Genomic DNA, 24,620 nt, shown 5'->3' on the forward strand with positions numbered 1-24,620 from the left:
AATCCAGGCACTATATTAGGAGTATTGCAGGGTTCAAGGCATTGAGTGAAAATAAAAGAGTAACTTCATTTGCCCTTTACCATTTTGCAATTTCGATTTTTACCCTTTTCACTTTTATATCTGTCCTACAACTTCTTTTCAATTTTTTTCTTTATCATTAAAAATATTTCATAATGAGCTGTCTGTAAATAAGCAGGCAGTTTTTTTATTCATTATTTTTTATTTTCTCAATTTGAGATAATAAAAATTTTCTTTACTTTTGTTTTTAATCAAACTGAAAGGCATTATGTTAAAGAAAACCGTCATTATAAGTTTACTCACCTTTATTTCTGCATCTTATATGGCTCAGACCAATAACTCAATTCCCGTTTATTTAGATGAATCCAAACCTGTAGAACAGCGTATTCAGGATGCATTATCAAGAATGACGCTGGAAGAAAAAGTGGCTATGCTTCATGCACAGTCAAAATTCAGCTCACCGGGTGTTCCAAGATTAGGAATTCCTGAATTCTGGACTACGGATGGCCCACATGGAGTTCGTCCTGAAGTGATGTGGGATGAATGGGACCAGGCCGGATGGACCAATGACTCCATTATCGCCTACCCTGCCCTGACTGCTTTATCCGCAACATGGAATAAAAAAATGGCATGGAACTACGGGAAAGCGCTGGGTGAAGAAGCACGATACAGAAAGAAAGATATTCTTCTCGGCCCCGGAGTCAATATTTACAGAACTCCGCTGAACGGAAGAAATTTCGAATATATGGGGGAAGATCCTTATCTGACTTCAAAGATGGTGGTTCCTTATATCAAAGGGGTACAGTCTAATGGTGTGGCAACTTCTGTAAAACATTTTGCCCTGAACAACCAGGAAATGTTCCGTCATACCAGTAATGTGAATGTGGATGACAGAGCGCTCTATGAGATTTACCTTCCTGCATTCAAAGCTGCTGTAACAGAGGGAGATTCATGGACGATCATGGGAGCTTATGATATGTACAAAGGCCAGTATGCCAGCCAGAATCAATATCTTTTAAATGATATTTTAAAGAAAGAATGGAATTACAAGGGCGTTGTGGTATCTGACTGGGGTGCTGTAAACAATACGGAACAGGCTATTCATAATGGTCTTGACCTTGAATTCGGATCATGGACAAACGGGCTTTCTGCAGGAACGAAAAATGCCTATGACAATTATTATCTGGCAAAGCCCTATCTTGATTTAATTAAAGCAGGAAAAGTTGGCACAAAAGAGCTTGATGATAAGGTAACGAGATTACTACGTCTTGCCTATAAAACTACCATGAACCGTAATAAACCATTCGGAAATATTGCTTCCGAAGCGCATAAAGCGGTTGCCAAAGAAATTGGTGAAGAAGGAATCGTTTTATTAAAAAATCAGGGAAATGTTCTTCCTGTTGATCTTAATAAGGCTAAAAAGATCGCAGTTATCGGAGAAAATGCCATTAAAATAATGACTGTTGGTGGTGGTTCCTCTTCATTAAAAGTAAAATATGAGACGCTGCCTTTGGACGGAATCAAAACCAGATTTGGAAAGCAGGCTGATGTACAGTATGCCAGAGGGTATGTAGGTGATATCGGAGGAGAATATAATGGGGTAAAATCCGGACAGGATTTAAAAGATACCCGTTCTGAAGCAGAGTTACTGAATGAAGCTGTAGAACTGGCCAAAAAATCAGATTATGTGATTTTTGTAGGCGGCCTTAATAAGGCAGATTTCCAGGACAGTGAAGGAAATGACAGAAAAAGCTATGGGTTGCCTTACAACCAGGATCAGATCATCTCTGCTCTGGCAAAAGCCAATAAAAATCTTGCTGTAGTTTTGGTATCAGGAAATGCGGTGGCCATGCCATGGATTAAAGAAGTTCCTACTGTTGTACAGGCGTGGTATCTGGGTTCTGAGGCTGGAAATTCTATTGCAGCAATCTTAGCCGGAGATGCCAATCCGTCAGGAAAACTTCCGTTTACCTTCCCTGTAAAACTTGAAGACAATTCAGCACATCAGCTTGGAGAATATCCGGGTCAAAAGGATGAATTGGCAGCAGGAAAAGGTAAAGACCAGAAAAATCCTATCAACATCACTTACAATGAAAGCATTTTTGTAGGTTACCGCTGGCATGACACTAAAAATATAAAACCTCTGTTCAGCTTCGGGCATGGTTTGAGCTATACCACTTTTGAATTCGGGAAAGCAAAAGCAGATCAGACCACAATATCACAGGATGGTAAAATTACCTTTACTGTAACAGTTAAAAATACGGGTAAAAAAGCAGGTGCTGAAGTTGCCCAGCTTTACATCAGTGATTTAAAATCATCTGTTCCGCGTCCGGCAAAAGAACTGAAAGGCTTTGAAAAAGTATATCTGAATCCGGGAGAGCAAAAAGAAGTTACTTTCACGATTGATAAAACGGCTTTAAGTTATTTTGATCCTCAAAAACACGATTGGGTTGCTGAGCCGGGAGACTTTGAAGCACTGATTGGAAATTCTTCCGATGCGATTAAAACGAAAGTAAAATTTACCCTTAAATAAAAAGCGTTAAGAGTATTAAACTCTGTTTGATAATTATTTGATAGAATGTAAACAGATTCCAGATCGGGATCTGTTTTTTTTTATTTTTCCAGATTTCTTGAAAGCTGCCAGATTTACGAAGGTTTTTAACGCAAAGTTTTAAATAAAAAAGTAATATTTTTAAGGGAGCTAAGAAAGCAACAAAGTTGCTTACGAAGGATTCTGATTGTATTTACGCTTAGAAAGAATCAATTTGATTGATTCAAAACTTTGCTGCCTTAAAATAATAAGAAACTTAATAAAACTTTGCGTTAAAAATTTTTCCCACAGATCACAGAGATTTCACAGATTTTTTAAAACAAATAATAAAGATGAATCTTTTCACTTCCTGCTTCCAATCCAAAATAAAAAGCAGATTCCAATTGGAAACTGCCTTCATTTTATCTAACAATCTTTAATTATTTTCCGCCACCATCGTTTTTCTCAACATCTGTTTTGGTATTTTCTTTTACCTTCTGGTTCCCGAAACGTTTTACAAAAGTAAGCGAAACACCGTACCAGTCCCATTTTGAATACTCTCTGAAGGTTCCGTCAGGACTATAGGTTGTGTTATCTCCATAAGGTCTTTTAAAGATATTCATCAGCTGCATGCTAAGTTCCATCTGTGTTTTCGGAAATATTTTGGTGACTGAAATATTATGGAAAACATTGGTGTTGTTTGCGTAAGAATTTCCGTTATTCTGATTGGCAAGCTCCATCCAGGCGCTTACATTAATATTTTTATTGAACAGATTAGTATAGGAGATATTAGCAGAAGCCCCCCAATAGCTGATATAATCCTTAGCTCCCAACTTATTTTTTTCATTGAAATCTTTGTTATTGATATAGTACCATCCAAACCCGGCATTTACGTTCAGCTTATTTTTCAGGAAATTCTGATTGGTATTGGCAAAAAGATAATATTTTTCAACCTTTCCGTCAAAGTTTCCGGGTAATGAAACCGTTCTGCCGTTTTCTGTCACATAAGTTGTCCAGTAATCCTGATTGGTATGCATATACCTTGCGGAAATAAAATACTTTTTCAAAATTCCGAATTTCAGATAAAGCCGGTCATTAGGATTCGGATTCAGATAAAGATTTCCTCTGGAATAAGTTCCGTTAATTTCAGGCACCAGAAAGGGATTAAACTCGGAATACCACGGTCTCCAGATGCTTCGGTTATAGGTAAGGCTCAGGTCAAATTTCTCTGAAAAACTATATTTCAGCAACAGGTTAGGTAAAAAGGTACCATAAGAATCTTTTCTTTCTGTACCAGCTACATCCTGTCGTATTTTGTAATCAATATATTCATAACGGATTCCAATCCTGGTTTCCAGTTTTTTGAAAAATGTCTTACTGTAGTTAGCATACAAAGAGCTCAGATGATCTTCATAATGGAACCTGTCATTTTTGGACAGATTAAAAAATTCTGATGCCGGATCATTGATACTGAAACCATAGAGCGTATTGGGAATGACATGGTTGTTGAGTTCCGTTTTACCTCCCACTTCCATTGTTCCTCCTGTTTTACCAAAAGGCTGTGTATAATCAACTTTCAGATAATAATTACGCATCTGATTTGAACTGACCACTCCCAGCTGCTGATCTTTTATCACACCCTGTTTATCAATTTGCTTATCAATTAAATTATCACTGTTATCACTGGAATAATTGGTTCCTAAATTAATATCTAAAATTCTGTTCTTCTCTTTGTCATAATATTTATAGAAAGCATTAGTCCCCAGATTACGGCTGAATCCCCAGTTGTTTTGACTCTGGTGGAAAGATTCCCCGGGATCTCCATCTTTTGAAGTCATCCCATCCGATTCTGCTGAAACTAAATTCCGATTTTGTGAATATTCCAGGACAAGACCGAAGTTATTCTTTTCATTGATTTCAAACTCTGAAGTGGAAGAAAGAGACGGGCTTTCATTTCGCATGAGATTTTCAAGATTGAACTGGGTAAGCTTATTTCCTTCATACCGGTTATCCCAGGTCTGGGTTTTCTGTACATAATTTCCGCTATTGTAACTTCCTATGAAGGTTTGTGTAAACTTTTTCTTATGATAGTTCAGGTTGAAATTCGTGTATTGTGAATTTTTGGTACTTTGTCTGTTGTTCAGGGAGATGCTTCCTTTCACTCCTTCATCATCCCTTTTTTTAAGAACAATATTGATAACGGATCCGGAAGTTTCATAACGGGAAGAAGGGCTGGTAATCACTTCAATTTTCATAAGATTATCAGCCGGAATGGTTTTAAGATATTCCTTTAATTCTTTTCCTGTAAAAACAGATTTCCTGTCATTAATGTAAACCGTAACCAGTTGTCCCTCCGCTTTTACCTCATCATTATTATCAATGCTTATCAAAGGAGTCATTCTAAGAACATCCCAAGTTGTATTTCCTGCCAGAATTGCACTATTAGCTACATTAAATACAGTTCTGTCTACTTTAGATTCTACTGTCGGCTTTCTGGCAACCAGAGTAACAGCTTCTATTTCTTTTGCATTTCCTTTTACAGTATCATTTGCAGCCGGTGTCTGAGCCTGCTGGGCCATTGCTAATGAACCTGTTAATACTGCTATTGGAAATAAGATTATTTTCATGTGAAATTATAGTTTTTTCTATAAGACCACTATGAACATAAATTTGTTACATCAAAAGAGAAAAAAAAATTAAAATAAATACCTAATTTACAGCAAGATACCAGTGTCAATTTTAAACATAAAGCAGAAAATAATGCATATTTTTCAATAAAGCAACACAATGCAAACTACTTCCATAATAAATATTCTTAAAAAAGCATTTTATATATAATTTAAATTTTCAATTAAAAAATTTAAAATTTACTCATCAATACATGAATATTTTACAGCAACATACGAAAATAGTTCCTGATTAATATATTTCCGGAAGACCTGCCCATCAAAAAGCCCGGATCTCACCCGGGCTGCTAGCAATAGCAAATTTACAAGGAATGATATTAAAAAGATATACGCTAGTTTAAATTTTCAAAATAATGGATTACCCCTACTTCAGGCAGCCGGAACGGATCCTTATTAAAATCAGATTCCTGATTCTTACTGTTTTCCAGAAAGGAATTACTGAAAAGCGCATAAGAAGGCTGCTCTGCCACTCCATTTTTTAAAAGCTGATGAGCTTCAACAATTGTTTTTCCATATAGTTTTCTGAAGCTTCCGATATTATATTGTGAAAAAGATCCATAATGAACAATAAATTTAAGAGCGAGGTCAATGGTAATACTTAAACTTTTACTCAGCTCCTCAATTTTCCTGTTAAAGGCAGCTCTCATCTTCCACAGCATTCTTGAAATACTGTGATAAGACGGATTTTTATCATAACGGTAAAATAAAATGGCATCTCCTTCAATCTCGGAAATTTCAAAGTACTGATCATTGACATCAATCAGTGTAGACAATAACTGGCGTACAATATACTCGCCTGTATACAATTTTGTATTGAACACAAATTCTGTAAATCCGCTGAAATCCGGAATAAGAATGATCCCCTCTTGTATATTTGTCTTCATAATGATAATGGATTAAAAACCTGTTTCATCAGTACAGACGAAACAGATTTAATTTTACTTTATCATTTTTAAGGCAAAAGGGTAAAACAGCAAAAGGGCAAAAGATAGAAAGACATGGAAAAACAGACAGGTAAATTTTGCTATTTAGCGGTTTTGCCATTTTACTTTTTTGCCTTTTCACAAAAAAACCTCCAGAAATATTTGCTTTGCTCTTAAACAACAATAATCAATTCCTTTTCATAGCCGTTGTATTTCTCATCGATATAGCCATGTGGATTGCAAACTACTTCAGTCTCATCAATCTTATACCTGCATGGAGTATGAATATGTCCATGAATCCAGTACAAAGGATGATATTTTTTGATTAAATCTTCCAGATCGGAGACATAAGCTGATGTAACCGGATCTTCTTTGTAATGTTCAGGAACCGATTTGATACTGGGAGCATGATGAGTAACAACTATATTTTTTTCTCCTTTTGAATTTTCAAGACTTTCTATCAGCCATTGCCTTGAAAACTGATGAATTTTAAAGATATCCAGTGTTCTGATCTTCGAATAGGATGGATCTCTCCTGATCATTTTATAATCATTCATTTTAGACTGACAGATCATTCCGTACTCAACAGGATTCCCAAAGATTGAAAAATCTGTCCATAAGGTTGCCCCGTGAAAACGAATTCCGTCAATATCTACAAATGAATTTTCAAGCACATGAACATTGGAGCCCTGAGCTGATTCTCTTATTTTATTAAGTGTTTTCGGATATGAACCTTTATAGTATTCATGATTACCCAAAATATAGATGACAGGTTTGTTGGGAATTGCATCTTTAATCCATTCGATTCCTTTGGTTCCGAGATTCACATCTCCTGCCAGCACAACAATATCCGAATGATCAAAACATAATTCCGTACTTCCAAATTCCCTGTGAAGATCGCTGATAACCTGTATTTTCCTGATGTATAGTATGAGACAAATATAATGAATAAAGTAAAGAGATTAAGGATAAAACAGCAAAAAGGTAAAAGAGTAAAAAGACAGAGAGACATAAAAGGCACACAGATAAATTTTGCCATTTTGCCATTCTGCGGTTTTACCATTTTACAATTCTGCTATTTAGCCATTTTACTTTTTTGCCTTTTCACAAAAAAAGAACCAACACCTAAGCATCGATTCTTTCTTCATATAGTTTGTGTATTTTTAAGTCGCTTATGAAACAGCTACTTCTGCCTGCTTTATTTTTAAACTTTTCAAAATAAAGTAAAATAGCATCCCGAGCGCTAAAAGAGCATAACCAATCAATATTATCAGGTTAAGGCTTCCCACTGAAAATTCCGATGGAAAAATCTGGCCCATCAAAGTCATGAATGATAACCCTATCCCCGCACCCAGAAAGTAACTTGTAGAGCTCAGACTTGATGCCAGTCCGTAATGAGAAGGTTCAACATCCTGGATTCCCATTACGGAAAGCGCGGTAAAGCAGAACGTCATTCCAACCCCGGAAATACAAGCGGCCCCGAATAAAACAAGTGCAAGCGGATGTCCGGTGTAAACAGAGATCAGCAATAACAGGCCTCCCATCAGCATAAACAACCATCCTAGAACACCCATTTGGGACGAGCCCAGACGTTTTGAGACATGAGGCAGAATAAATTTTGCCGTTAAAGCGGAAATGATACTGAACGGAACAAGCATTAATCCCGCTGAAGCAGCACTGTATCCCATATCTTTCTGAAGCATCAGTGAAATAAGGAATAAAAATCCGATAAAAAATGCTCCCAGGGTAAAGAATGCAGCATTGGAAACGACCAAAGATCTGTGTTTAAATAATTTCAAATCAACTAAAGGTTCAGCCACAGACTTCAATCGGTAATATACCACAGTAAGAAGCATTAACGCTACAACCAAAGCGCCTGTTACCAGAAAAGGCTGTTCTTTAATGTGAATCAATTCGTGTGTTCCATAGGTCAGGCTTAAAAGACCCAGCACCATCAATATTCCGGACACCATATCTGTTTTCTGAGCTGTTTCATTTTTTTCATCTGCCGGAAGATAATAGTATGATAATACCAGTGTAATTAAAAGGATAGGAACGTTTATGAGGAAAACCCAGTGCCAGCTCAGGTAAGTACTGATAATTCCTCCTACCGAAAGACCACTGCCGGAACCGATGGCAGCAAATGAACTGAAGATCCCGATCGCCCGGTTTCTTTCCTGCTCTTCCCTGAAGGTATTGGTCACGATAGATAATGCTGATGGCATTACTAAAGCAGCTCCAAGCCCCTGCAAAGCACGGAAAACAGCCAGTACTTCAAAATTTTGCGACAATCCTGCCCCTAATGAAGTAAGCATGAAAATCAAAGCCCCGAGTAAAAACATTTTTTTTCTTCCGATCTGGTCTGAAAGTTTTCCTCCGATGATCAGGAAGCCTCCGAAGAACAATACATACAATGTCTGAAGCCATTGTACAGTCTCGGCTCCAATTTGAAACTGCTGTTGAATAGAAGGAATAGTTAAATTAATAATGGCAATATCCAAAGCCTCCACAAATGTTCCTACCGATGCTAAAATTAATATAATATTCTTCTTTGTACCCATGTTTCAAATTTCCTGCAAAATTAAAATTAACAGAACGTATTTAAAAATTTAAGCTTACATTTGGAACAATATTAATTATTTAATCCATCTAAAAGAACAAAACATCTGATGCGTTTAAAAAAAACTATATAAACAGAACAAAATGGCAACTGAAAATTATATTCCCGACGAAAAAGACCTGTCGATTCTTCGTCTGCTTCAGAAAGACGCCAAGATGAGTGTCCGTGATATTTCTGCAAGAATCAACCTGAGTCCCACGCCTACGCATGAGCGTATCAAGCGTATGGAAAAACAGGGAATCATTAAAGAATATACCGCTGTGGTAGACCGTAAAAAGGTCGATAAAGGAATGATGGTGATCTGTATGATTGCCTTAAATGTTCACAATAAAAAAACAGCAGGAAAATTTATTGAGGAAGTTGGCAGACTTAAAGAGGTGGTAGAATTTTACAACATCAGCGGAGATTTTGATTTTATGCTCAAGATCCTGGCTCCCAACATGGATGAATTCCATGAGTTTTTTGTGAACAAATTATCAGAGATTGAAGGTATCGGCCAGACCAAAAGTATTTTTGTGATGAACAGCATCAAGGAAAGTGCCCAGATTGTTTAAGCCAAAAGAAAAAGCAGCTGTATATTTTCACACAGCTGCTTTTGTTATCTTCCATCAGAATTATTCTATTGCTATTTCCAGTAATTCCAGACTGAACCGTCGAATACTGCAAGCGTTTTACTGGCTGTATCATAGCACATCATTCCCGGATAAGGATTTTTTACGTTGAGATGCGGAGCTTCTATTTTCGGCAGTACCATTGCTTTATTCTCTGATTCCAATACCAATACCCCATCTGCAGTGCTTTCAGCCTTTCCTATAATCACTCCTTTTCGTGATTCTGCAGAATTATTAAGGGTTACCTGGCCTGAATTTCCGGCATCTGACAAAGATTTCCAGGTATCATTTTCGTATACCTTCACTTTGTTATCCGTAAGATCAAAGATCAATGTTCCATTGGCCAGATTCCCGGTCGGAAAACCTGATGTAGCCGGAAGAATCAAACCTTTGGTATTCCCAGGCACGTTATCAAAATCTAATACGGTACTATTCCCGTCCACGGTTTGTTTACCGATAGCAACCTGGGCAAAAAATGAATTAAAGGCTACCAGAGCAACCGCTATACTTATGTTTTTTATATTCTTCATTTTGTTATCGTTTAGATTAATCATTACAGCTTTTCTGGATGCATTTCCATTCTGTCCCATTGTAAAGCTTTACACATTTATCCTGAATGTCATATAAAAGCATTCCTTCTTTCGGTTCTGCGATGGCATCTCCGGGCTGTGGAGTCTGGCTTACATGCTGAACTCTGGTGATGACAAATCCTTTATTTTTTGATTCCATCGCTAAAAATCCATTAGGAATGTTTTCCGGCCAGGAATTATTTTTCTGCTGTACAGTAATTCCGAATCTGGTATATCCATCCGGTGTACCGGTAATTCCGGACTTTGTACAGAATCCGTCAATATCATCAATAATCACCGGAGCATTTCCACAACTTGTTTTATCTTCTGATAATCCTTCAGGCCAAAGAGAAGGGCACATCGCCTTTGTTGCATTCGGTCCGCAGAAGCTTGAATTCCCCATTCCTAATCCTATCACAGATCCCATGGCAATGGTTACAATCTGACTGTCATCACTGATGATGGAAGCACCTCCGCCACCACTTACATCTGCTTTTGCAATGCAATACGCTTTGCCGGCAGGAGCACCTACATATTCAACGGAAGGATAAGTAGTAGACTGCTGGGTAAATGTTCCGCAAATCTCCACCACGCTGCTTGTTCCCATTTCGATCACTGAAGTGGTTCCCGGATAAAAGCCTCCGAAGGTAGGATCTTCCTGAATCACTGATCCTACAAGAGACAGGAAAGATTTGGTTCCTAATTTGATTTTTGAATTTTTCTGAGACCCGAAAGTCCCTACTTTCACCGTTCCCGTAGACTTCACACTTGTTCCGCCAGTGATTTCCAAGATTCCATCTACCTGAATACTGTTAGACTGCAGCTGTCCGGATTGTATGATAAGTGTTGCACCGTTCGGGATACTGATATTGGTATTTACAGTAAGATTTCCGTTAAGACAATAGGTATTTCCGCTTGTCATTGTCTGCCCTGTGTAAGGAATGCATTGAGCATAGGCTAAAGCATTGAAAGCAAGCATTAATAAAAAAATCAATTTTTCATTAATATTTAAAAAAAATAATTTATTCATGTACATTTATAATATTTTAACGAATTATTACCGATTATTTGAACAATATTTCAATTCTCAACATCATTGGCGCATTAAGAAACAATTAACATACCAAACACGTGTTTAATTTTTTACGTATCATAAATTGGTTGACTTTAACCTCCATTTCCCACTTTATTCAAAACAACCTGACCTACTATCCAGCAATAGATTACAAACATTAAAAAGCCTGATCCTTAACAGCATTATTTAATTCTAAAATTTTGATTTTTCATCCTGTGAAGACGCAGTTTAATTCAAAAAAAACAACAAGCAACTTTCCAACTCTCCCTGTTTAAGCCTGAATAAAACAATAGATAATCTGAATAACAGACCTCCACGAAAATTCATATTAAAAACCGTAAATTTGCACCATGAATAACGATACGATATGTGCTTTGGCTACGGCCAATGGAATAGGTGCCTTAGGCATCATCAGAGTTTCAGGAAATGAAGCTTTATCTGTAGTTCAGAAAAGTTTTCCGGCTAAAAACCTGGCAAAGCAAAAATCCCATACCATCCATTACGGTTATTTTATGGATGAGGAAGAAGCTATTGATGAAGTAATGCTCTCTATTTTCCTGGCCCCGAAAAGTTTCACCACTGAAAATTCTGTGGAAATTGCTTTTCACGGCTCGCCGCATATCGGAAAACGTATTCTTGAAACCCTGATCAAAAACGGAGCAAGAATGGCTAAAGCGGGAGAATTTACTCTTCGTGCCTTTATTAACGGAAGAATTGACCTTTCCCAGGCAGAAGCGATTGCTGATGTCATCGCCTCTGAAAATGAGGCTTCGAGAAAAGTTGCCATCAATCAATTGAAGGGAGGAATTACCAATGAGATTTCTATATTAAGAACTGATCTTTTAAATTTCGTTTCTTTAATTGAGCTGGAACTTGATTTTGCTGAAGAAGATGTGGAGTTTGCTGACAGAAGTGCCTTAAGCGGATTACTGGATAAAATTGAAGTCAAATTAAATTCACTGATTGAAAGCTTCCAATACGGAAATGCCATTAAAAACGGAACTGCTGTTGCCATCATCGGAAAACCCAATGCCGGAAAGTCTACTCTACTGAATTCGCTTTTGAAGGAAGAAAGGGCGATTGTAAGCAATATTGCAGGAACTACAAGAGATACCATTGAGGAAGTTCTTCATATTAAAGGGCATGCGTTCAGATTGATTGATACGGCAGGACTTCGTGAAACGGTGGATGAAATTGAAGCAATCGGGGTAAAAAAGGCTAAAGAAAAGGTAGAAAACGCCAACATTCTTGTATATCTTGCTGATGCTGCTACGGAAGATTTTTCCGAGGATATTGAAATGATTCAGTCCTTAGTGAGAGAAGATCTGAAACTGATTATCTGCGCTACAAAAATTGATGAAGTGATGCCTGCCAAATACGAAACAGTGGAAGACATTTTCAGGAATGCCATTTCCCATGAGTTTGATTTCATTAAAATTTCCGCGGTTGAAAACCAAAATATCCAGGATCTCAAGAATGAACTTTCATCATATGTTGAGCATTTAAAATCTGAAGAAAATAACGTGGTAATCACCAACCAGCGCCACTTTGAAGCCTTAAGAAAGTCTCTGCATGCCGTTCATAAAGTGAAGGAAGCCATTTCATTCCAGATCTCTACAGAACTATTGGCCTATGAGCTTAGAAATGCCCTGGAACATCTTGGAGAAATTTCCGGTGAAGTGACTAATGATGAAGTGTTAGGGAATATTTTTTCTAAGTTTTGTATCGGGAAATAAATTCGATCATCTTTTAAAAATCTTGAATTCAAATATAAAACAGTCTTTTTAAGGCTGTTTTTTTGTTTATTGGAGTTTCCCCGTGAAGTTTTCTGATTTTGGAGAATTGTTGTTAAGGAAATTTTTATTTTTTCCTCAAGTCAGGAGACTTTGCGGAGCGGGGTATATTTAGATATTTTAAAACTATTTGCTATTTATTTTAAATAAAACCCTGTCCCATAAAAAGGGACAGGATAGCCGAAAAGCCAAAAAACACTTTAAATGAAAAAAAACTTTCCTACAATATTGTATACCACAATCAACCAAGTATACTTAATAACACCAATCACTGTTGCTTTTCGGAACATTTTAAAGTAAATAACACTATAAACTATATACTTTTTAGTGGTTTAGATTTTATTATTGTGCTAATATTTAATTTTCTTCATAATGATGTTTTAATTGTATGCTTGTCATTTATGTCTTTAGAATCTGCGAAAAAAATTGATACTGTTCTCGAATTATAATAACCGTCGAGGGACAACAGTTAACTACCTTCAAGTTAGATGAACACTTTTCTAGCATATCAAAATTAAATAGTATTTATTCTTAGTATGAGCTTGTCACATACCAATAATTTCCTTTCGAATGAAATGTTAAACATTTATTCGTATTTGGATTGACTGTTGTGCTGGGAACTGGTCCATGTAACGGCAAGTATATTTGTGACCCGGAAGAAGACGATATTAGCTTTCCCCCAGAATTTGCTGTACACAAAACCAGGATTCTATTAGTATTACTGCCACCCGGGGAAGGTAAAGTTATATTTCCTTTAAGAATAATAGTATAATCATCATCCAGTACTGATCCACTTCCTTCTCTGATTTTACCATATGTTCCACTGCCAGAATAGGTTGTGGAATCGAGTCCGGAACTGAATCGCAGCCAGATACTACCATCAAAGTAATAATAACCTTCTTCTTTAACATTTTTAGTTTGCACTGTAGGGTTATTAGCGGCTGAAGTAACATATACAATTGCACCTTTCTGACTTGGAGTATAGTTTTTAGCAGAAAGTTGGTTTCCTGTAATTCTTGGAGCAATAATACCATCATAAAAAGCAGGATTTGCTGGCTTACCTACAACATCTAAGCTTGCATTAGGGGTAGTGGTATTTATTCCCACCTGACTAAATAAAGTAACTGACAAACAAAAACTTGCCAGTAAAGCAGTCTTTCTCATAAGTATATAATTTTAATTATAAATTGAATTTAAAAATGTAATCTTTAAAGGGACATCCGAACCTAATACTTTAAAAAGCTTCTGTCCGGTTACTATACCCAACTTTTCAAAAGTTATTTATTTGAAAATCATTACTAAACTTGCCTGAGTGCAAATAGATTTATTTTGTATTGCAAAACTGGAAAAAAAACATGTTTTTGTGAAAAAAATACCTCCTCATAATCACTCATCTATACCTGTTTTAAACCACATTATTAACAAAAGAAATAAAGTACCTTTAAGAAGATAATGGCAGGATAACCCACTAAATTTTATAAGAACTCGTATTTACTCAAAAATGCATGTAGTTCGCAACATAAAAGTATCTTAGTATGATAAAGTGACATTTTTTTAAGAACTCGCAGGATTAATAATTTACTGTTTGATAGGCATTAGGGGATAATTTCTCTTCATCGTTAATAAAAGGGTATAGCCTATGTAAACCCTTGTTTTTTAGCAGTAACCCCGTGTAGAATAGCCTATAAATTTATTTATTAAATAATTATATATAATTTTGTACCTATAATTCAGCAGTTTCATGCTATAAACACAAATAATTTATACAATACATTAGATTATGAAATTTTTTGGTTTAATGTTTTCATTCATGATATTAATCGTGAGTGCTAAAGATCCATCCCAACGTCAAATTGATAGTCTCATCAATGTAGCCAATAATAAAAATGCATATTCAAATTTAGGAGATAAGGAAATGCTAAGATTAATCACCGAAGCTTATTATCTTTCAAAGGATCTGGGATATGATGGGGGACGTTTAGCATCATTAATTAAGTTTCTGGAAATATATTACAATACAAACAATATCAATGGAATACATGAAAAATCAGATGAAACAATCAGACTGGCTACAGAACTAAATAATCATTTTATTCTAAGTAGAGCCTTAAGATATAAGGCATGGATGTATATTAAAATCGGAAAATATAATCTAGCAAAATATGAATTAAAAAAAGCGTCAGAAATCGCTATAAATATTGTTGAAAACGATCAGAAATACCAATCTCTAATGAATATTAGTTCTACTATGGCCTCTTATTATGAAGCTTATAAATCTGATACGGATTCAATGCTATCATATGCAAACAAAGCATATCAATATGCTTCTAAGATCAAAAGTTCAAATCCAAATAAAAAAAAAATACCTCTCAGCAACTGCTACTGTTATTGGCCACATTTTATTACATAAAGGAAATGTAAAAGATGCTAAAAAATACATTCTTACTGCTGAAAAATACCTTATTAATAGTACGGATAAGGCGACTTTGGTAAAAATATACAAAGCATTAGGAATAATTTCGATGAAAGAATATCAACATGAAGTGGCAATAGATTATTTTAATAAGTCTATTTTTCTTGCAAAAAAATATAATCAAAATGATGAGTTAAAAAATGTTTATCCCATGCTATCAGAAGCTTATAAAGCATTAAAGGATTATCAAAACGCTCTTAATCAACATAATAATTATAAAAAAATCAATGACAGTTTGAATTTTGAAACAAAAAAAGTAATAAATAAAATAAAGAATATTGAGAATAAAGATTACAGGAGATTTGATTTCTTTGACTACAGTATTATGGGGATATGTTTATTGCTTATTATTCTGATGATTATACCTAAGCGAAATATAGTAGAAAATTTCAAATCAGAAACAACACCAACTACTGAACAAGAAAACAATAATCAGGATATTAAATCATATACCAGCACAGAACAGTTGAATCAACTTACTGATCTTGCCACAAAAAATGAACAGGCATTTTATACAAAATTTCAAGAAATATACCCTCAATTTATAATAAATATAACGGAAAAATTCCCAAAATTATCAACGGCCGACATTAGATTATGTGCGTATTTAAAAATGAATTTCGGAACCAAGCAAATTGCTATTTTTACTAATTCTACCATACGATCTGTGGACGCCAAGAAATATCGCCTCAGAAAGAAACTAAATCTTACCCCAGAAGAAGAATTATACACTTATTTATCAAAATTCTGATTTTTCACAATAGCTGAATTCTGACTTTGCCATAAAATTGTATCCAATATGTTAAATTTTAGCGTCTTAATTTTTTTATAAGTTATTGAAAGAGTCAAGATCCCAATACACTATAAATGGTATTACAACGTAATAAAAATAACTTTTCAGCTGTCTATAAAATATAATAGAAATATGTATGATAAGAATCGTTTACTTAATAATATTTTTAGCTTATGCTTATACAGCGGCGCAAACTAAAACTATCAATCATCTGTCAAAGGAATATATTGATAATTCAAGAGCGAATCGTTTACTCCTGACAGAGATCTGGTATCCGCATGATCCTGCTATTGTGAGTGGAAAAAAATCATCTAAAATGCATGTACAAAAACATCCATGCATTTTATTGTCACACGGTACAGGAGGTAACAGGTTCAGTTTGATATGGCTGGCAAAGCTGCTTGCAGAAAGAGGGTTCATTGTAGCATCAGTCGATCATTTTGGAAATACTACAGATAACAGAATTCCAGAGTATTTTGTGAGGTATTGGGAACGTCCATTGGATATTTCCTTTGTAATATCTCAGCTGTTGAAAGATACAGAGTTATCTGAAATAATAGATGATGATAAGTTGGCAGTTGTAGGATTTTCTCTGGGAGGATATACATCACTTGCTTTGGCGGGAGCCAAATTAGATTGCTCTTTGCTAAGGAGAGTGGCCAGAGATAAACAGGGAAAGCAGGAGTTGAATGTTCCGGAACTGGGAGATCTCACTGCACTAATTTACGATATTGATTGTAAACAGATACCTCAAAATATAAAAGATGATAGAATTAAGGCGTTTGTGGCGCTAGCGCCTGCTCTAGGATTAGGCTTCTCTACCAAAGATCAGTTTATAATAGAAGCCCCGGTTCTTATTATCGGAACTGAGGGGGATACAATTGCCCCAATAAAAAGCAATGCTATAAAATATCATCGTTTTATTCCTACATCCCAGATCAGAATACTTAAAAGGAATCTTGGCCATTATATTTTTCTACCAAAAGTAAAGGAGTATAGTCCGGATGAGGCTATCTTTTTTGAAGATCCCAAAGGTATTGACAGGACAGTGGTTCATCAGGAAATTGGCAGGATGATATTGGATTTTCTAAATAAGAGTATATAAAAGTTACTATTTGTTTACCATAAGGCAAAAAGCCTTTAAAAAACCACTTGCCGATACAGAACTTAAAAAAACAAGATCTCCGGAGTACCAGGAGACAAAGTAACTTTAATATAGCTATTATTGGTTTGTGAGTATTTATCTCCTATTTGTCCCTAAATAGCAGCAAACTACTGCAAACAAATACTTTACAAGTTTTGTATCAGAAGTAGGCGTATTTTAAATTGCATGTAGATTATCACAATAATATAAAAACCCCTTTAAATATTGCATTTAAAGGGGTTCCATTTGTCTCACGTTTAGAGGTGAGATATCAAAGTATCGTTCGTTCTTTAGATATATTTTCATCTGATTCATGCTCCTTCAGATAACGGATCTTCCTGTTTTCATTACAATACCGGATTGAGCCGGATTGTATATACCTGAAATAACGAACTTCATTGGGATATTGAGTTTCAAGCCGATCAAACTCTTTTTCCAGTTCAGATGAGTATTGATAGAATAAAGAAACCACCTTATCAATCGCGGACTGTTCATCACAGTTTTCAAGTCTCTGGATAATTTTTACAGCATGTGCATATTCTTTGATTTCCTTCTTTTTAGCCTTATAGGAATACAAATCAAGAAGAAGTCCTATCGTAAAACCTGAAATTTTAAAAGCTTTTTCAAATACACCGCTGTAATAAGAAGATGGCGGCAAATCATCATGAAGATACCATAACAGAGAAAACATGACCGGCATTGCAACATCATATGCCCTGCATTCAAGATAATCATCAAGAGAAACCTCTTTTTTCTGCACTTCTATGGTACGCTGCACCAATACATTATCCAGATATTTAACCGTTTCAAGTCTGAAAATGTTTTTCGCCTCTTGAGTCCAGTTTGTGCCTGAACAAAAACGGGCAATCGGGTAAAACAACGTATCAATCTCCGGCTGCTCATTCACTGCTGCTTTAAACCCTTCAATCACCTCAAGAATATTATCCAGATCGACAGAATTATCAAAAAACTGATCGTCCATCAGAGCCCACACGCTATAATATCTGCAAACAGATTTAAGTTTTTCTATATTTCCAAAAGGAAAAATATACGCTGTGTATTGGGCACCGACTGCTATATAATCTCCATATTGCTGTGTGTTCTCATTCATTATATTGAAGACTTCTGTTTTAAAAAAGTTTTTCATATGATCTGTAAGGACGTCCAGTTCAGGATGCACTGCAGTTGGAAGAGCAGACGTAAATAACGGTATATTCATTTGGATTTAAGTTGTAATGGTTATTATTTTAAGAACAGTACATTTGTTTTACTCAAAATTATGCTTTTAAACAATATGAATTACAGATATTTACATCTTTATATGGAGATTATTATTTCTAAATTATCAGTACAAAATCTGTCGACCATCAAGTTTAAGAATACTTTCTTCTGCCATCTTTTTAATAGTACGTATAACCGTTTCCACACGTAATCCTGTTAAATTGGCAATTTGCTGTCTGGTAAGCGGGACTCTGTAAGAATAAGGCGATTGAATTGCTGCATTTTCTTTGTAATAATCCAATAAAGACTTTATCTTCAACACAGGATCTATGGCGGAGTTACTAAACAGCATTACATATTTATAGAAAAGCCGGTCCGAAAGATAACGGAACATTGTAAAAACCAGTTCTACATTTTCACTCAGCATACTCAAAAAATTGGATTTTGGTAATTTAAGAATTCTGCAATCGGTTTTTGCAATGGCATTCATCGGATAATTCTTATCTCCAAAAAGCAAAGATTCCCCGAAGCTATGTCCCTCTGGAATGATATTCAGCGTGAACTCCTTCCCATCTTCATGGTAATTATTCAATTCTACTGTTCCCGTAACAACCTGAAAATAATAATGCGGAATACCTCCTATTTCGTAAATATTTTCCTTTGCGGGATAGTCTTCATAAACTGCTCCATTTTTGAGCAAAAGATCTTCATTGATAATCATACTATTTAATTTTTTGTTATGCTTACGAATGAATATCTCAGTAAAATCGGCAGTAATTATAAGTGCAAATTTTAAGCAACTCAGAGTTTTTCCTCTCAAAGGATAAAAGTCATGGTTGCTGAACATTATTTCGTAAATATTCAATTCTTAATAGCTGCCAAATTTATTTTTCCTGACTTTTAAAAAGTCAGGTTGGTATTAATAAGGTAAAGTTTGAGGTATAGAAAATATAGTTACTCTCATGAAAGCGTTATAGTATAGTCACATTGGGAACACAGTATCTCCTTTAAATCTTCGTAACGCTGCAGGGGAATATTCGACATAATCATTGGTAGATAATGCAGTTTGCATTAACTGGCAATACCACAATATTATTAGCTGTAGAACTGTGATAATAATTTTTAATAATACCAATAACTGCTATTTTTTGATCATTGGTACATCTTCTATAGGTAATAACATGCTCCTTTTCTGCCATTTATTGAAAAATAAGTTTCTTAGAACGGATAATAATTTAGTTTAGGTTTTGTTGTTCTTATTTTCTTATTTTTCCTGATCTTATTGTTACAAATATAGCAGGATAATAATATGCATAGTATGATGCTGATCATATGAAAATAGAAAAGAAACTAAAGAGTATTTATTTCCCGAACGTGAATGTATGACTTTCCTTCATTTAATAGTAGCCAAATATATTAATTTAGAATAATTTCATGCCTTTTTTAGTTATATCTGTCGACAGCGAAAATAGGAATAGAATTCAAATTAACGGAACTTACATCAGCTATTGTAAAACAGGAATCTCAACAAAACTATCATTAAACCAATGAATAATCAATGGTTCTTTTGCGTCGGCAATGGTTTCGGAAGCTACAGTTTTTCCACTACCGTAATTCAGTTCTGAAAACGGATTTTTATTGATATTCAGTACAACGACCAGACGGCTACCTTTCTGCAGCTGTTTGCTGACCAGATGAGTATTTTCAAAGGTGATGGTTTCTTTTTTACCAGGGGTCAGTAATTGTCTTTTAGTATTATCTCTGGCATAACTTGCCCTGCCGATATAGTAAGAAAGATGAAAATATTTACCTTCAGGAGTAAGTTCATAGAGAGTGACTCCAATATCTGCATCTTTTTTATTAATGCTAAATTTTATGTTTCCAAGGAAAGATCCGTTTACCAGCATAGCATCCAAAGGCTCACTTATGAAAACGTAACCATTACCAGATATACTTTCCCGAATAATGGGATCCGGGTAATAATCATTATTGCTGGTTGTACGGTCTGCAAAGTCTATTTTCTGAACTAAATATTTTTTGGTTTCAGGCTTATTTGGGCTTAACAAATACTTATCATCACTCACCTTGGCAGAGCTTAGATATAATTTCAGGTACCTGTTGTGCATGGCATCAATTGAAGGGGCGCTTCGCCATTCATCTGTTCCCATTACCTGATAGTTTATTTTATCTTTCAGAAAAGAAGGCTTTTCAGCACCTTTCAGAATATAGTCCAACCATTGATAGGTGTATTCTCTGATGGGAAATAAAGCATTTTTACTCACTGTATATCCGTTAATGACCTCCTGCCCTCCCATTTGTGTTCCGAAATGACCATAAGGACCAATCACCAGATAAGCCGGCGTTTGAGGATTGTATTTATTGAGTTCACGCAAATAGTATATTCCTGAATTCTGAGAATCATTATAATACCCGTCAAAGGCCAGTACAGGAATATTAATTCCGGCAAAATCTTCCTTATATGGAGCCATATTCTGCCAATAGGAATCAAAAGCAGGATGGCTTATCCAACGCTGAAAAAGACGGTTGGGTGTGCCATCAATGCTATCCATTTTACCATAAGCGACTCCTGTTTCCCACCATCTGAACATCATATTCCGGAATCTTTTCCGGTCGTCACCTGTTTTGTTATCCAGATATTTATTATTGCCTACATAAAAGGACCATTCATAATTAGGATTGATAAAAATATTATTTTCCATAGGAAGTCCCATTCCCGGGCGATTAGCAACGTATGGGACAATTGTTTTTAAGGCAGGATGCAGCTTTTTGGCTGCGGCCCATTGCGTAAAGCCGTTGTAACTTCCTCCGTACATTCCTATTTTACCATTACACCATGGCTGCCTGCTGATCCAGTCTATCACATCATAGGCATCTTTTCCGTCGGTTTCATACGGAAAAATCTCAGATTGACTGAAACGCTTTCCTCTCGTATAAGCCATAACACCTATATATCCTCTGTCTGCAGCTTCTTTAAGCGATTGTATATCCCGTCCCTGATCCCGCACATAAATTGTAAACTGCAGTATTACAGGCAGAGGAACATTATCATTTTTTTTACGTACCACCATTGCAGAAATTTCTGCTCCGTCCCTTGTGCGGATCATTACGCTATCCTGAATAATGTATATACTTTCCTTTTCCTGCCGGCTGCCCCACAATGTTTGCTGGGCCTGCAGTATTGGTGCCAGTAAAAAATTCAATAGAATCAGAATACCTGTGTACGCTTTCATGAGGTTATTTTTTAAAGAAATAATAATACAGCACAATGAGTAACTGCAGGACTTTCATCTTATAATGAAGACAATTGTTATTTACGAACTGTTACATCCTGTTTTTTAAACTGATTGTCTGTGATTATTTTCAAATAGCCCCCCGACATCTGATTTCAGTAAAAAATCTGTCGTCCATCCAGTTTAAGAAGTCCATCCTCTGCCATCTTTTTAATGGTACGTATAACTGTTTCCACACGTAATCCCGTTAAATTGGCAATTTGCTGTCTGGTGAGCGGAACCAGGTAAGAATAAGGGCTTTGGTTCAGTGAGCTTTCCTTATAATAATCCATTAAAGATTTTATCTTCAGCACCGGGTCTATGGTAGAATTATTAAACAGCATTACATATTTATAGAAAAGCCGGTCAGAAAGATAGCGGAACATGGTAAAAATCAGTTCCATATTTTCACTCAGCATACTCAAAAAATTGGACTTTGGCAGTTTAAGGATTTTGCAATCGGTTTTTGCAATGGCATTCATCGGATATTTCTTGTTCCCAAAAAGTAAAGACTCTCCAAAGCTCTGCCCCTCTGAAATGATATTCAGTGTGAATTCTTTCCCATCTTCATGGTAATTATTCAATTCAACTGTTCCTTTAACAATCTGGAAATAATAATGGGGAATATCTCCCAGCTCATAAATAATTTCCTTTGCCTGATAATCCTCATAAACTGCTCCATTTTCAAGTAAAAGATTTTCATCGATGATCATAATTACTCAGTTATTTGTTATGATTTCAAAACAATATCTTAGTAAAAAGGTATTATCTTTAAATGCAAATTCTGGACCACCACAACTATTTAAAACCATTAAAACCAACAAGTTAAACAATATACCACCGACATATTTAAAAAAGTATAAAAATAAAAAATGACTGCCTTTTAGCAGCCATTTTCAGTTTACGATATTTCGATCATTCTAGGTGGTTTCTGCTTTGCATCCTCTTTTTTAGGAATGGTCAGCATAAGCAACCCGTTTTCATATTTTGCATTAATGTTATCCTGGTCTACAACATCCTTTGGAAGTTCGAAACTTCTCTGGAAGGACTGATAACTGAATTCTCTTCTTGTAAAATTCTCTTCTTTTGTTTCACTGCTGTCCTGTTTCATGGATGAAATCGTCAGCAGGTTACCATCCAGTTTGATCTGAAAATCATTCTTATCCATTCCCGGAGCAGCAACCTGAACTTCATACGCTTCTCCGTTTTCCTTTATATTTACTGATGGTACTGTTGTACTGGTAGAAGAGTAATTGTTATTTCCCCAGTTAAAAAGTTCACGACCAAAAAAATCATCAAAGATGTTTGAAAAAGCCAGGTTGCTGTTTCCGTTTCTTCTTACTAGATTATTCATAGCAATTTCTTTTTAAATAAGTTTAACAATCATTTAATTACACGTCAGCCGGCCAGCTGTATATGAAAAATTTATCAAAAAAAATACCAGTTGCCAAAGTGTGATATTTTTTCCGCATTCCTGTCAAAATTTCAGTTTTTTGGCATATAGCTATCTGTATAATCTCACATGCATTTGATTCCTTTGCTCTCAGACAGCTTTATTTCTACGGAAATTAACAGAACAACTGATCCAAATAGTAGACAACAGAAGTGATAAACAGGTAATTCCAAGTCCGGCCTTATAAAGATCATATCCCACCATTCCTGTTTTATAAGCAATGGAAAGGGCAAGGATTCCAAATTCTCCCGTCTGGGACAGCAATGCACCTCCATAAAAACTGTCTTTCCATCTGAAGTTCAATATTCTGAAAAATATAGATGACATGACACTGTTGCTGATCAGTACAACTAAAGTACCTATGGTAATGAGCACATAATTGGAAAACAGATAATTGAGGTCCAGCCTCAAACCAATGGATACAAAGAAAAGTGCCACGAAGAAAACCTTGAAGGGCAACAGGGAATGTTCAAGCCAGTGAAATGCCCTGATCTTTCCTACTACAACTCCGGCAATAAAACTTCCCAATGCAGCACTCAAACCTACAACTTCTGCAACAAGCCCAAACCCAAGGCAGATAAAAAGGCCGGAAAACACCTGCAGATCATGGTCATTTTCAAGAAACGTACTTGAAAATCTGATTTCCCTCAGATGCCTTATTTTCCTGAATATTAAAAAAATTCCGATACAGATAGCCAGGGGAATGACAAAGTTCAGCATATTAAACTTTTCACCATTCCAAAACTTAAGCAAGGTCAGCACCGGGGCCAGGAGAAGATCCTGCAGCAACAGAATATTGAGAATAACAATACCAAAAGCTGTATGCAGTGTTCCGTGTTTCTTCAAAAATTCCACAACCACTGCTGTACTGTTAAAGGTAAAGAGAATTGCGATGAGCAAAATACTCTTAAAATCAAGTGTAAGGATCCATCCAAGTAAAAAAGCGAACATAAAGCTCAGCAATATTTTGATGCCCTGAGCCAATACCGGCTTAATAATAAGGCTTTTTTTATTGGGGACATTGATTTCCATCCCGATAAAAAACATCAGCAATAAAATCCCTGCCTCACCAACTGCCTCTATTTCTTCAGGCTGGTCAAAGAGCTTTACTCCGTAAGGTCCCAATAGTATCCCTGCTATGATATAGGCAATAAGATAAGGCTGATGAAGTCTTTTCAGTAAAAACATCAGTCCTAAAATTGTCATACACAAAACACATACTGTCCAAAGCATATCTCTGTAACTGTTTATATTTACGTATTACCAATCTTACAATTAAGCTGAAAAACCGTCTGTAAAACGGAACTGTCCAGTAAAGTACACCCACTGATAAAGCTGGCTGGCTTTCAGAGGATAACAAAAAAAATACCAGTTACAACAGTATGATATTTTTTCCGGATCACTGTCAAAATTTCCAGAT

At 35.7% G+C, this 24,620-nt stretch carries 19 protein-coding genes; 6 read left to right on the plus strand and 13 right to left on the minus strand.

What is annotated here, in order from left to right; genetic code table 11:
* Positions 1–340: 340 nt before the first annotated feature.
* On the plus strand, positions 341–2,551 hold the full coding sequence (locus EL165_RS08845) for a glycoside hydrolase family 3 C-terminal domain-containing protein (RefSeq protein ID WP_429826703.1): 2,211 nt from the start codon (positions 341–343) through the stop codon (positions 2,549–2,551).
* 437 nt (positions 2,552–2,988) lie between these two features.
* Here the strand turns inward: EL165_RS08845 and EL165_RS08850 are convergent, their stop codons facing one another.
* From EL165_RS08850 to EL165_RS08865, 4 genes are all read right to left on the minus strand, one after another.
* The gene (locus tag EL165_RS08850; RefSeq protein ID WP_002977751.1) at positions 2,989–5,175 is read right to left on the minus strand and encodes an outer membrane beta-barrel protein; all 2,187 of its coding nucleotides are present in this window, start codon (positions 5,173–5,175) and stop codon (positions 2,989–2,991) included.
* A 392-nt stretch (positions 5,176–5,567) separates the two neighbouring features.
* Positions 5,568–6,119: a DUF2652 domain-containing protein gene (locus tag EL165_RS08855; RefSeq protein ID WP_002977749.1), complete on the minus strand. Its 552-nt coding sequence runs from the start codon at positions 6,117–6,119 to the stop codon at positions 5,568–5,570.
* Positions 6,120–6,331: 212 nt separating this feature from the next.
* Positions 6,332–7,108 (minus strand): metallophosphoesterase, encoded by a 777-nt coding sequence (locus EL165_RS08860; RefSeq protein ID WP_198418468.1) that lies wholly within the window; start codon positions 7,106–7,108, stop codon positions 6,332–6,334.
* A 222-nt stretch (positions 7,109–7,330) separates the two neighbouring features.
* Positions 7,331–8,719, minus strand: coding sequence for an MFS transporter (locus tag EL165_RS08865; RefSeq protein ID WP_002977743.1), 1,389 nt, complete (start codon positions 8,717–8,719; stop codon positions 7,331–7,333).
* Between the two features lie 142 nt (positions 8,720–8,861).
* On the opposite strand from EL165_RS08865, the gene EL165_RS08870 reads away from it, so the two are divergent.
* Positions 8,862–9,332, plus strand: coding sequence for an Lrp/AsnC family transcriptional regulator (locus EL165_RS08870; protein WP_002977741.1), 471 nt, complete (start codon positions 8,862–8,864; stop codon positions 9,330–9,332).
* Positions 9,333–9,403: 71 nt separating this feature from the next.
* Here the strand turns inward: EL165_RS08870 and EL165_RS08875 are convergent, their stop codons facing one another.
* Positions 9,404–9,919, minus strand: a complete 516-nt coding sequence (locus EL165_RS08875; RefSeq protein WP_041461660.1) for a hypothetical protein — start codon at positions 9,917–9,919, stop codon at positions 9,404–9,406.
* A gap of 16 nt (positions 9,920–9,935) precedes the next feature.
* Positions 9,936–10,988: a hypothetical protein gene (locus EL165_RS08880; RefSeq protein WP_002977737.1), complete on the minus strand. Its 1,053-nt coding sequence runs from the start codon at positions 10,986–10,988 to the stop codon at positions 9,936–9,938.
* 395 nt (positions 10,989–11,383) lie between these two features.
* On the opposite strand from EL165_RS08880, the gene mnmE reads away from it, so the two are divergent.
* On the plus strand, positions 11,384–12,769 hold the full coding sequence (gene mnmE / locus EL165_RS08885; RefSeq protein WP_002977735.1) for a tRNA uridine-5-carboxymethylaminomethyl(34) synthesis GTPase MnmE: 1,386 nt from the start codon (positions 11,384–11,386) through the stop codon (positions 12,767–12,769).
* Positions 12,770–13,357: 588 nt separating this feature from the next.
* On the opposite strand, the gene EL165_RS08890 is transcribed toward mnmE, so the two are convergent.
* Positions 13,358–13,990 carry a hypothetical protein gene (locus EL165_RS08890; RefSeq protein WP_002977734.1) on the minus strand — a complete coding sequence of 211 codons (633 nt, stop codon included), beginning with the start codon at positions 13,988–13,990 and terminating at the stop codon, positions 13,358–13,360.
* Between the two features lie 616 nt (positions 13,991–14,606).
* On the opposite strand from EL165_RS08890, the gene EL165_RS08895 reads away from it, so the two are divergent.
* The 3 genes from EL165_RS08895 to EL165_RS08905 all read left to right on the plus strand — a co-directional run bounded on the left by EL165_RS08895 (position 14,607) and on the right by EL165_RS08905 (position 17,197).
* Positions 14,607–15,236: a hypothetical protein gene (locus EL165_RS08895; protein ID WP_002977730.1), complete on the plus strand. Its 630-nt coding sequence runs from the start codon at positions 14,607–14,609 to the stop codon at positions 15,234–15,236.
* Positions 15,127–16,050, plus strand: a complete 924-nt coding sequence (locus EL165_RS08900) for a hypothetical protein (protein ID WP_126358613.1) — start codon at positions 15,127–15,129, stop codon at positions 16,048–16,050. The genes EL165_RS08895 and EL165_RS08900 overlap by 110 nt, the downstream gene beginning before the upstream one ends.
* A 178-nt stretch (positions 16,051–16,228) precedes the next feature.
* Positions 16,229–17,197 carry an alpha/beta hydrolase family protein gene (locus EL165_RS08905; protein ID WP_002977727.1) on the plus strand — a complete coding sequence of 323 codons (969 nt, stop codon included), beginning with the start codon at positions 16,229–16,231 and terminating at the stop codon, positions 17,195–17,197.
* A 310-nt stretch (positions 17,198–17,507) separates the two neighbouring features.
* On the opposite strand, the gene EL165_RS08910 is transcribed toward EL165_RS08905, so the two are convergent.
* From EL165_RS08910 to EL165_RS08935, 6 genes are all read right to left on the minus strand, one after another.
* Positions 17,508–18,455 carry a terpene synthase family protein gene (locus EL165_RS08910; RefSeq protein WP_002977724.1) on the minus strand — a complete coding sequence of 316 codons (948 nt, stop codon included), beginning with the start codon at positions 18,453–18,455 and terminating at the stop codon, positions 17,508–17,510.
* 126 nt (positions 18,456–18,581) lie between these two features.
* Positions 18,582–19,178 carry a Crp/Fnr family transcriptional regulator gene (locus EL165_RS08915; RefSeq protein ID WP_050791133.1) on the minus strand — a complete coding sequence of 199 codons (597 nt, stop codon included), beginning with the start codon at positions 19,176–19,178 and terminating at the stop codon, positions 18,582–18,584.
* A gap of 784 nt (positions 19,179–19,962) precedes the next feature.
* Positions 19,963–21,708: a CocE/NonD family hydrolase gene (locus tag EL165_RS08920; protein ID WP_002977718.1), complete on the minus strand. Its 1,746-nt coding sequence runs from the start codon at positions 21,706–21,708 to the stop codon at positions 19,963–19,965.
* Between the two features lie 155 nt (positions 21,709–21,863).
* On the minus strand, positions 21,864–22,460 hold the full coding sequence (locus EL165_RS08925) for a Crp/Fnr family transcriptional regulator (protein WP_002977717.1): 597 nt from the start codon (positions 22,458–22,460) through the stop codon (positions 21,864–21,866).
* 188 nt (positions 22,461–22,648) lie between these two features.
* Positions 22,649–23,101 (minus strand): Hsp20/alpha crystallin family protein, encoded by a 453-nt coding sequence (locus EL165_RS08930; RefSeq protein ID WP_002977715.1) that lies wholly within the window; start codon positions 23,099–23,101, stop codon positions 22,649–22,651.
* Positions 23,102–23,290: 189 nt separating this feature from the next.
* A complete protein-coding gene (locus tag EL165_RS08935; protein WP_126358614.1) occupies positions 23,291–24,433 on the minus strand; it encodes a cation:proton antiporter in 1,143 nt (380 codons plus the stop codon).
* Positions 24,434–24,620 lie beyond the last annotated feature (187 nt).

It is taken from the genome of Chryseobacterium gleum (assembly GCF_900636535.1).
Taxonomy (GTDB): domain Bacteria; phylum Bacteroidota; class Bacteroidia; order Flavobacteriales; family Weeksellaceae; genus Chryseobacterium; species Chryseobacterium gleum.

Bases quoted from the DNA above. Each gene is read 5' to 3' on its own strand.
- EL165_RS08900 (WP_126358613.1), top strand. From the start codon at position 15,127: ATGCAAACAAAGCATATCAATATGCTTCTAAGATCAAAAGTTCAAATC.
- EL165_RS08865 (WP_002977743.1), bottom strand. From the start codon at position 8,719: ATGGGTACAAAGAAGAATATTATATTAATTTTAGCATCGGTAGGAACA.
- EL165_RS08855 (WP_002977749.1), bottom strand. From the start codon at position 6,119: ATGAAGACAAATATACAAGAGGGGATCATTCTTATTCCGGATTTCAGC.
- EL165_RS08845 (WP_429826703.1), top strand. From the start codon at position 341: ATGGCTCAGACCAATAACTCAATTCCCGTTTATTTAGATGAATCCAAA.
- EL165_RS08915 (WP_050791133.1), bottom strand. From the start codon at position 19,178: ATGATTATCAATGAAGATCTTTTGCTCAAAAATGGAGCAGTTTATGAA.
- EL165_RS08895 (WP_002977730.1), top strand. From the start codon at position 14,607: ATGAAATTTTTTGGTTTAATGTTTTCATTCATGATATTAATCGTGAGT.
- EL165_RS08875 (WP_041461660.1), bottom strand. From the start codon at position 9,919: ATGAAGAATATAAAAAACATAAGTATAGCGGTTGCTCTGGTAGCCTTT.
- EL165_RS08935 (WP_126358614.1), bottom strand. From the start codon at position 24,433: ATGCTTTGGACAGTATGTGTTTTGTGTATGACAATTTTAGGACTGATG.
- EL165_RS08850 (WP_002977751.1), bottom strand. From the start codon at position 5,175: ATGAAAATAATCTTATTTCCAATAGCAGTATTAACAGGTTCATTAGCA.
- EL165_RS08925 (WP_002977717.1), bottom strand. From the start codon at position 22,460: ATGATCATCGATGAAAATCTTTTACTTGAAAATGGAGCAGTTTATGAG.
- EL165_RS08870 (WP_002977741.1), top strand. From the start codon at position 8,862: ATGGCAACTGAAAATTATATTCCCGACGAAAAAGACCTGTCGATTCTT.
- EL165_RS08920 (WP_002977718.1), bottom strand. From the start codon at position 21,708: ATGAAAGCGTACACAGGTATTCTGATTCTATTGAATTTTTTACTGGCA.
- EL165_RS08910 (WP_002977724.1), bottom strand. From the start codon at position 18,455: ATGAATATACCGTTATTTACGTCTGCTCTTCCAACTGCAGTGCATCCT.
- EL165_RS08890 (WP_002977734.1), bottom strand. From the start codon at position 13,990: ATGAGAAAGACTGCTTTACTGGCAAGTTTTTGTTTGTCAGTTACTTTA.
- mnmE (WP_002977735.1), top strand. From the start codon at position 11,384: ATGAATAACGATACGATATGTGCTTTGGCTACGGCCAATGGAATAGGT.
- EL165_RS08880 (WP_002977737.1), bottom strand. From the start codon at position 10,988: ATGAATAAATTATTTTTTTTAAATATTAATGAAAAATTGATTTTTTTA.
- EL165_RS08905 (WP_002977727.1), top strand. From the start codon at position 16,229: ATGATAAGAATCGTTTACTTAATAATATTTTTAGCTTATGCTTATACA.
- EL165_RS08930 (WP_002977715.1), bottom strand. From the start codon at position 23,101: ATGAATAATCTAGTAAGAAGAAACGGAAACAGCAACCTGGCTTTTTCA.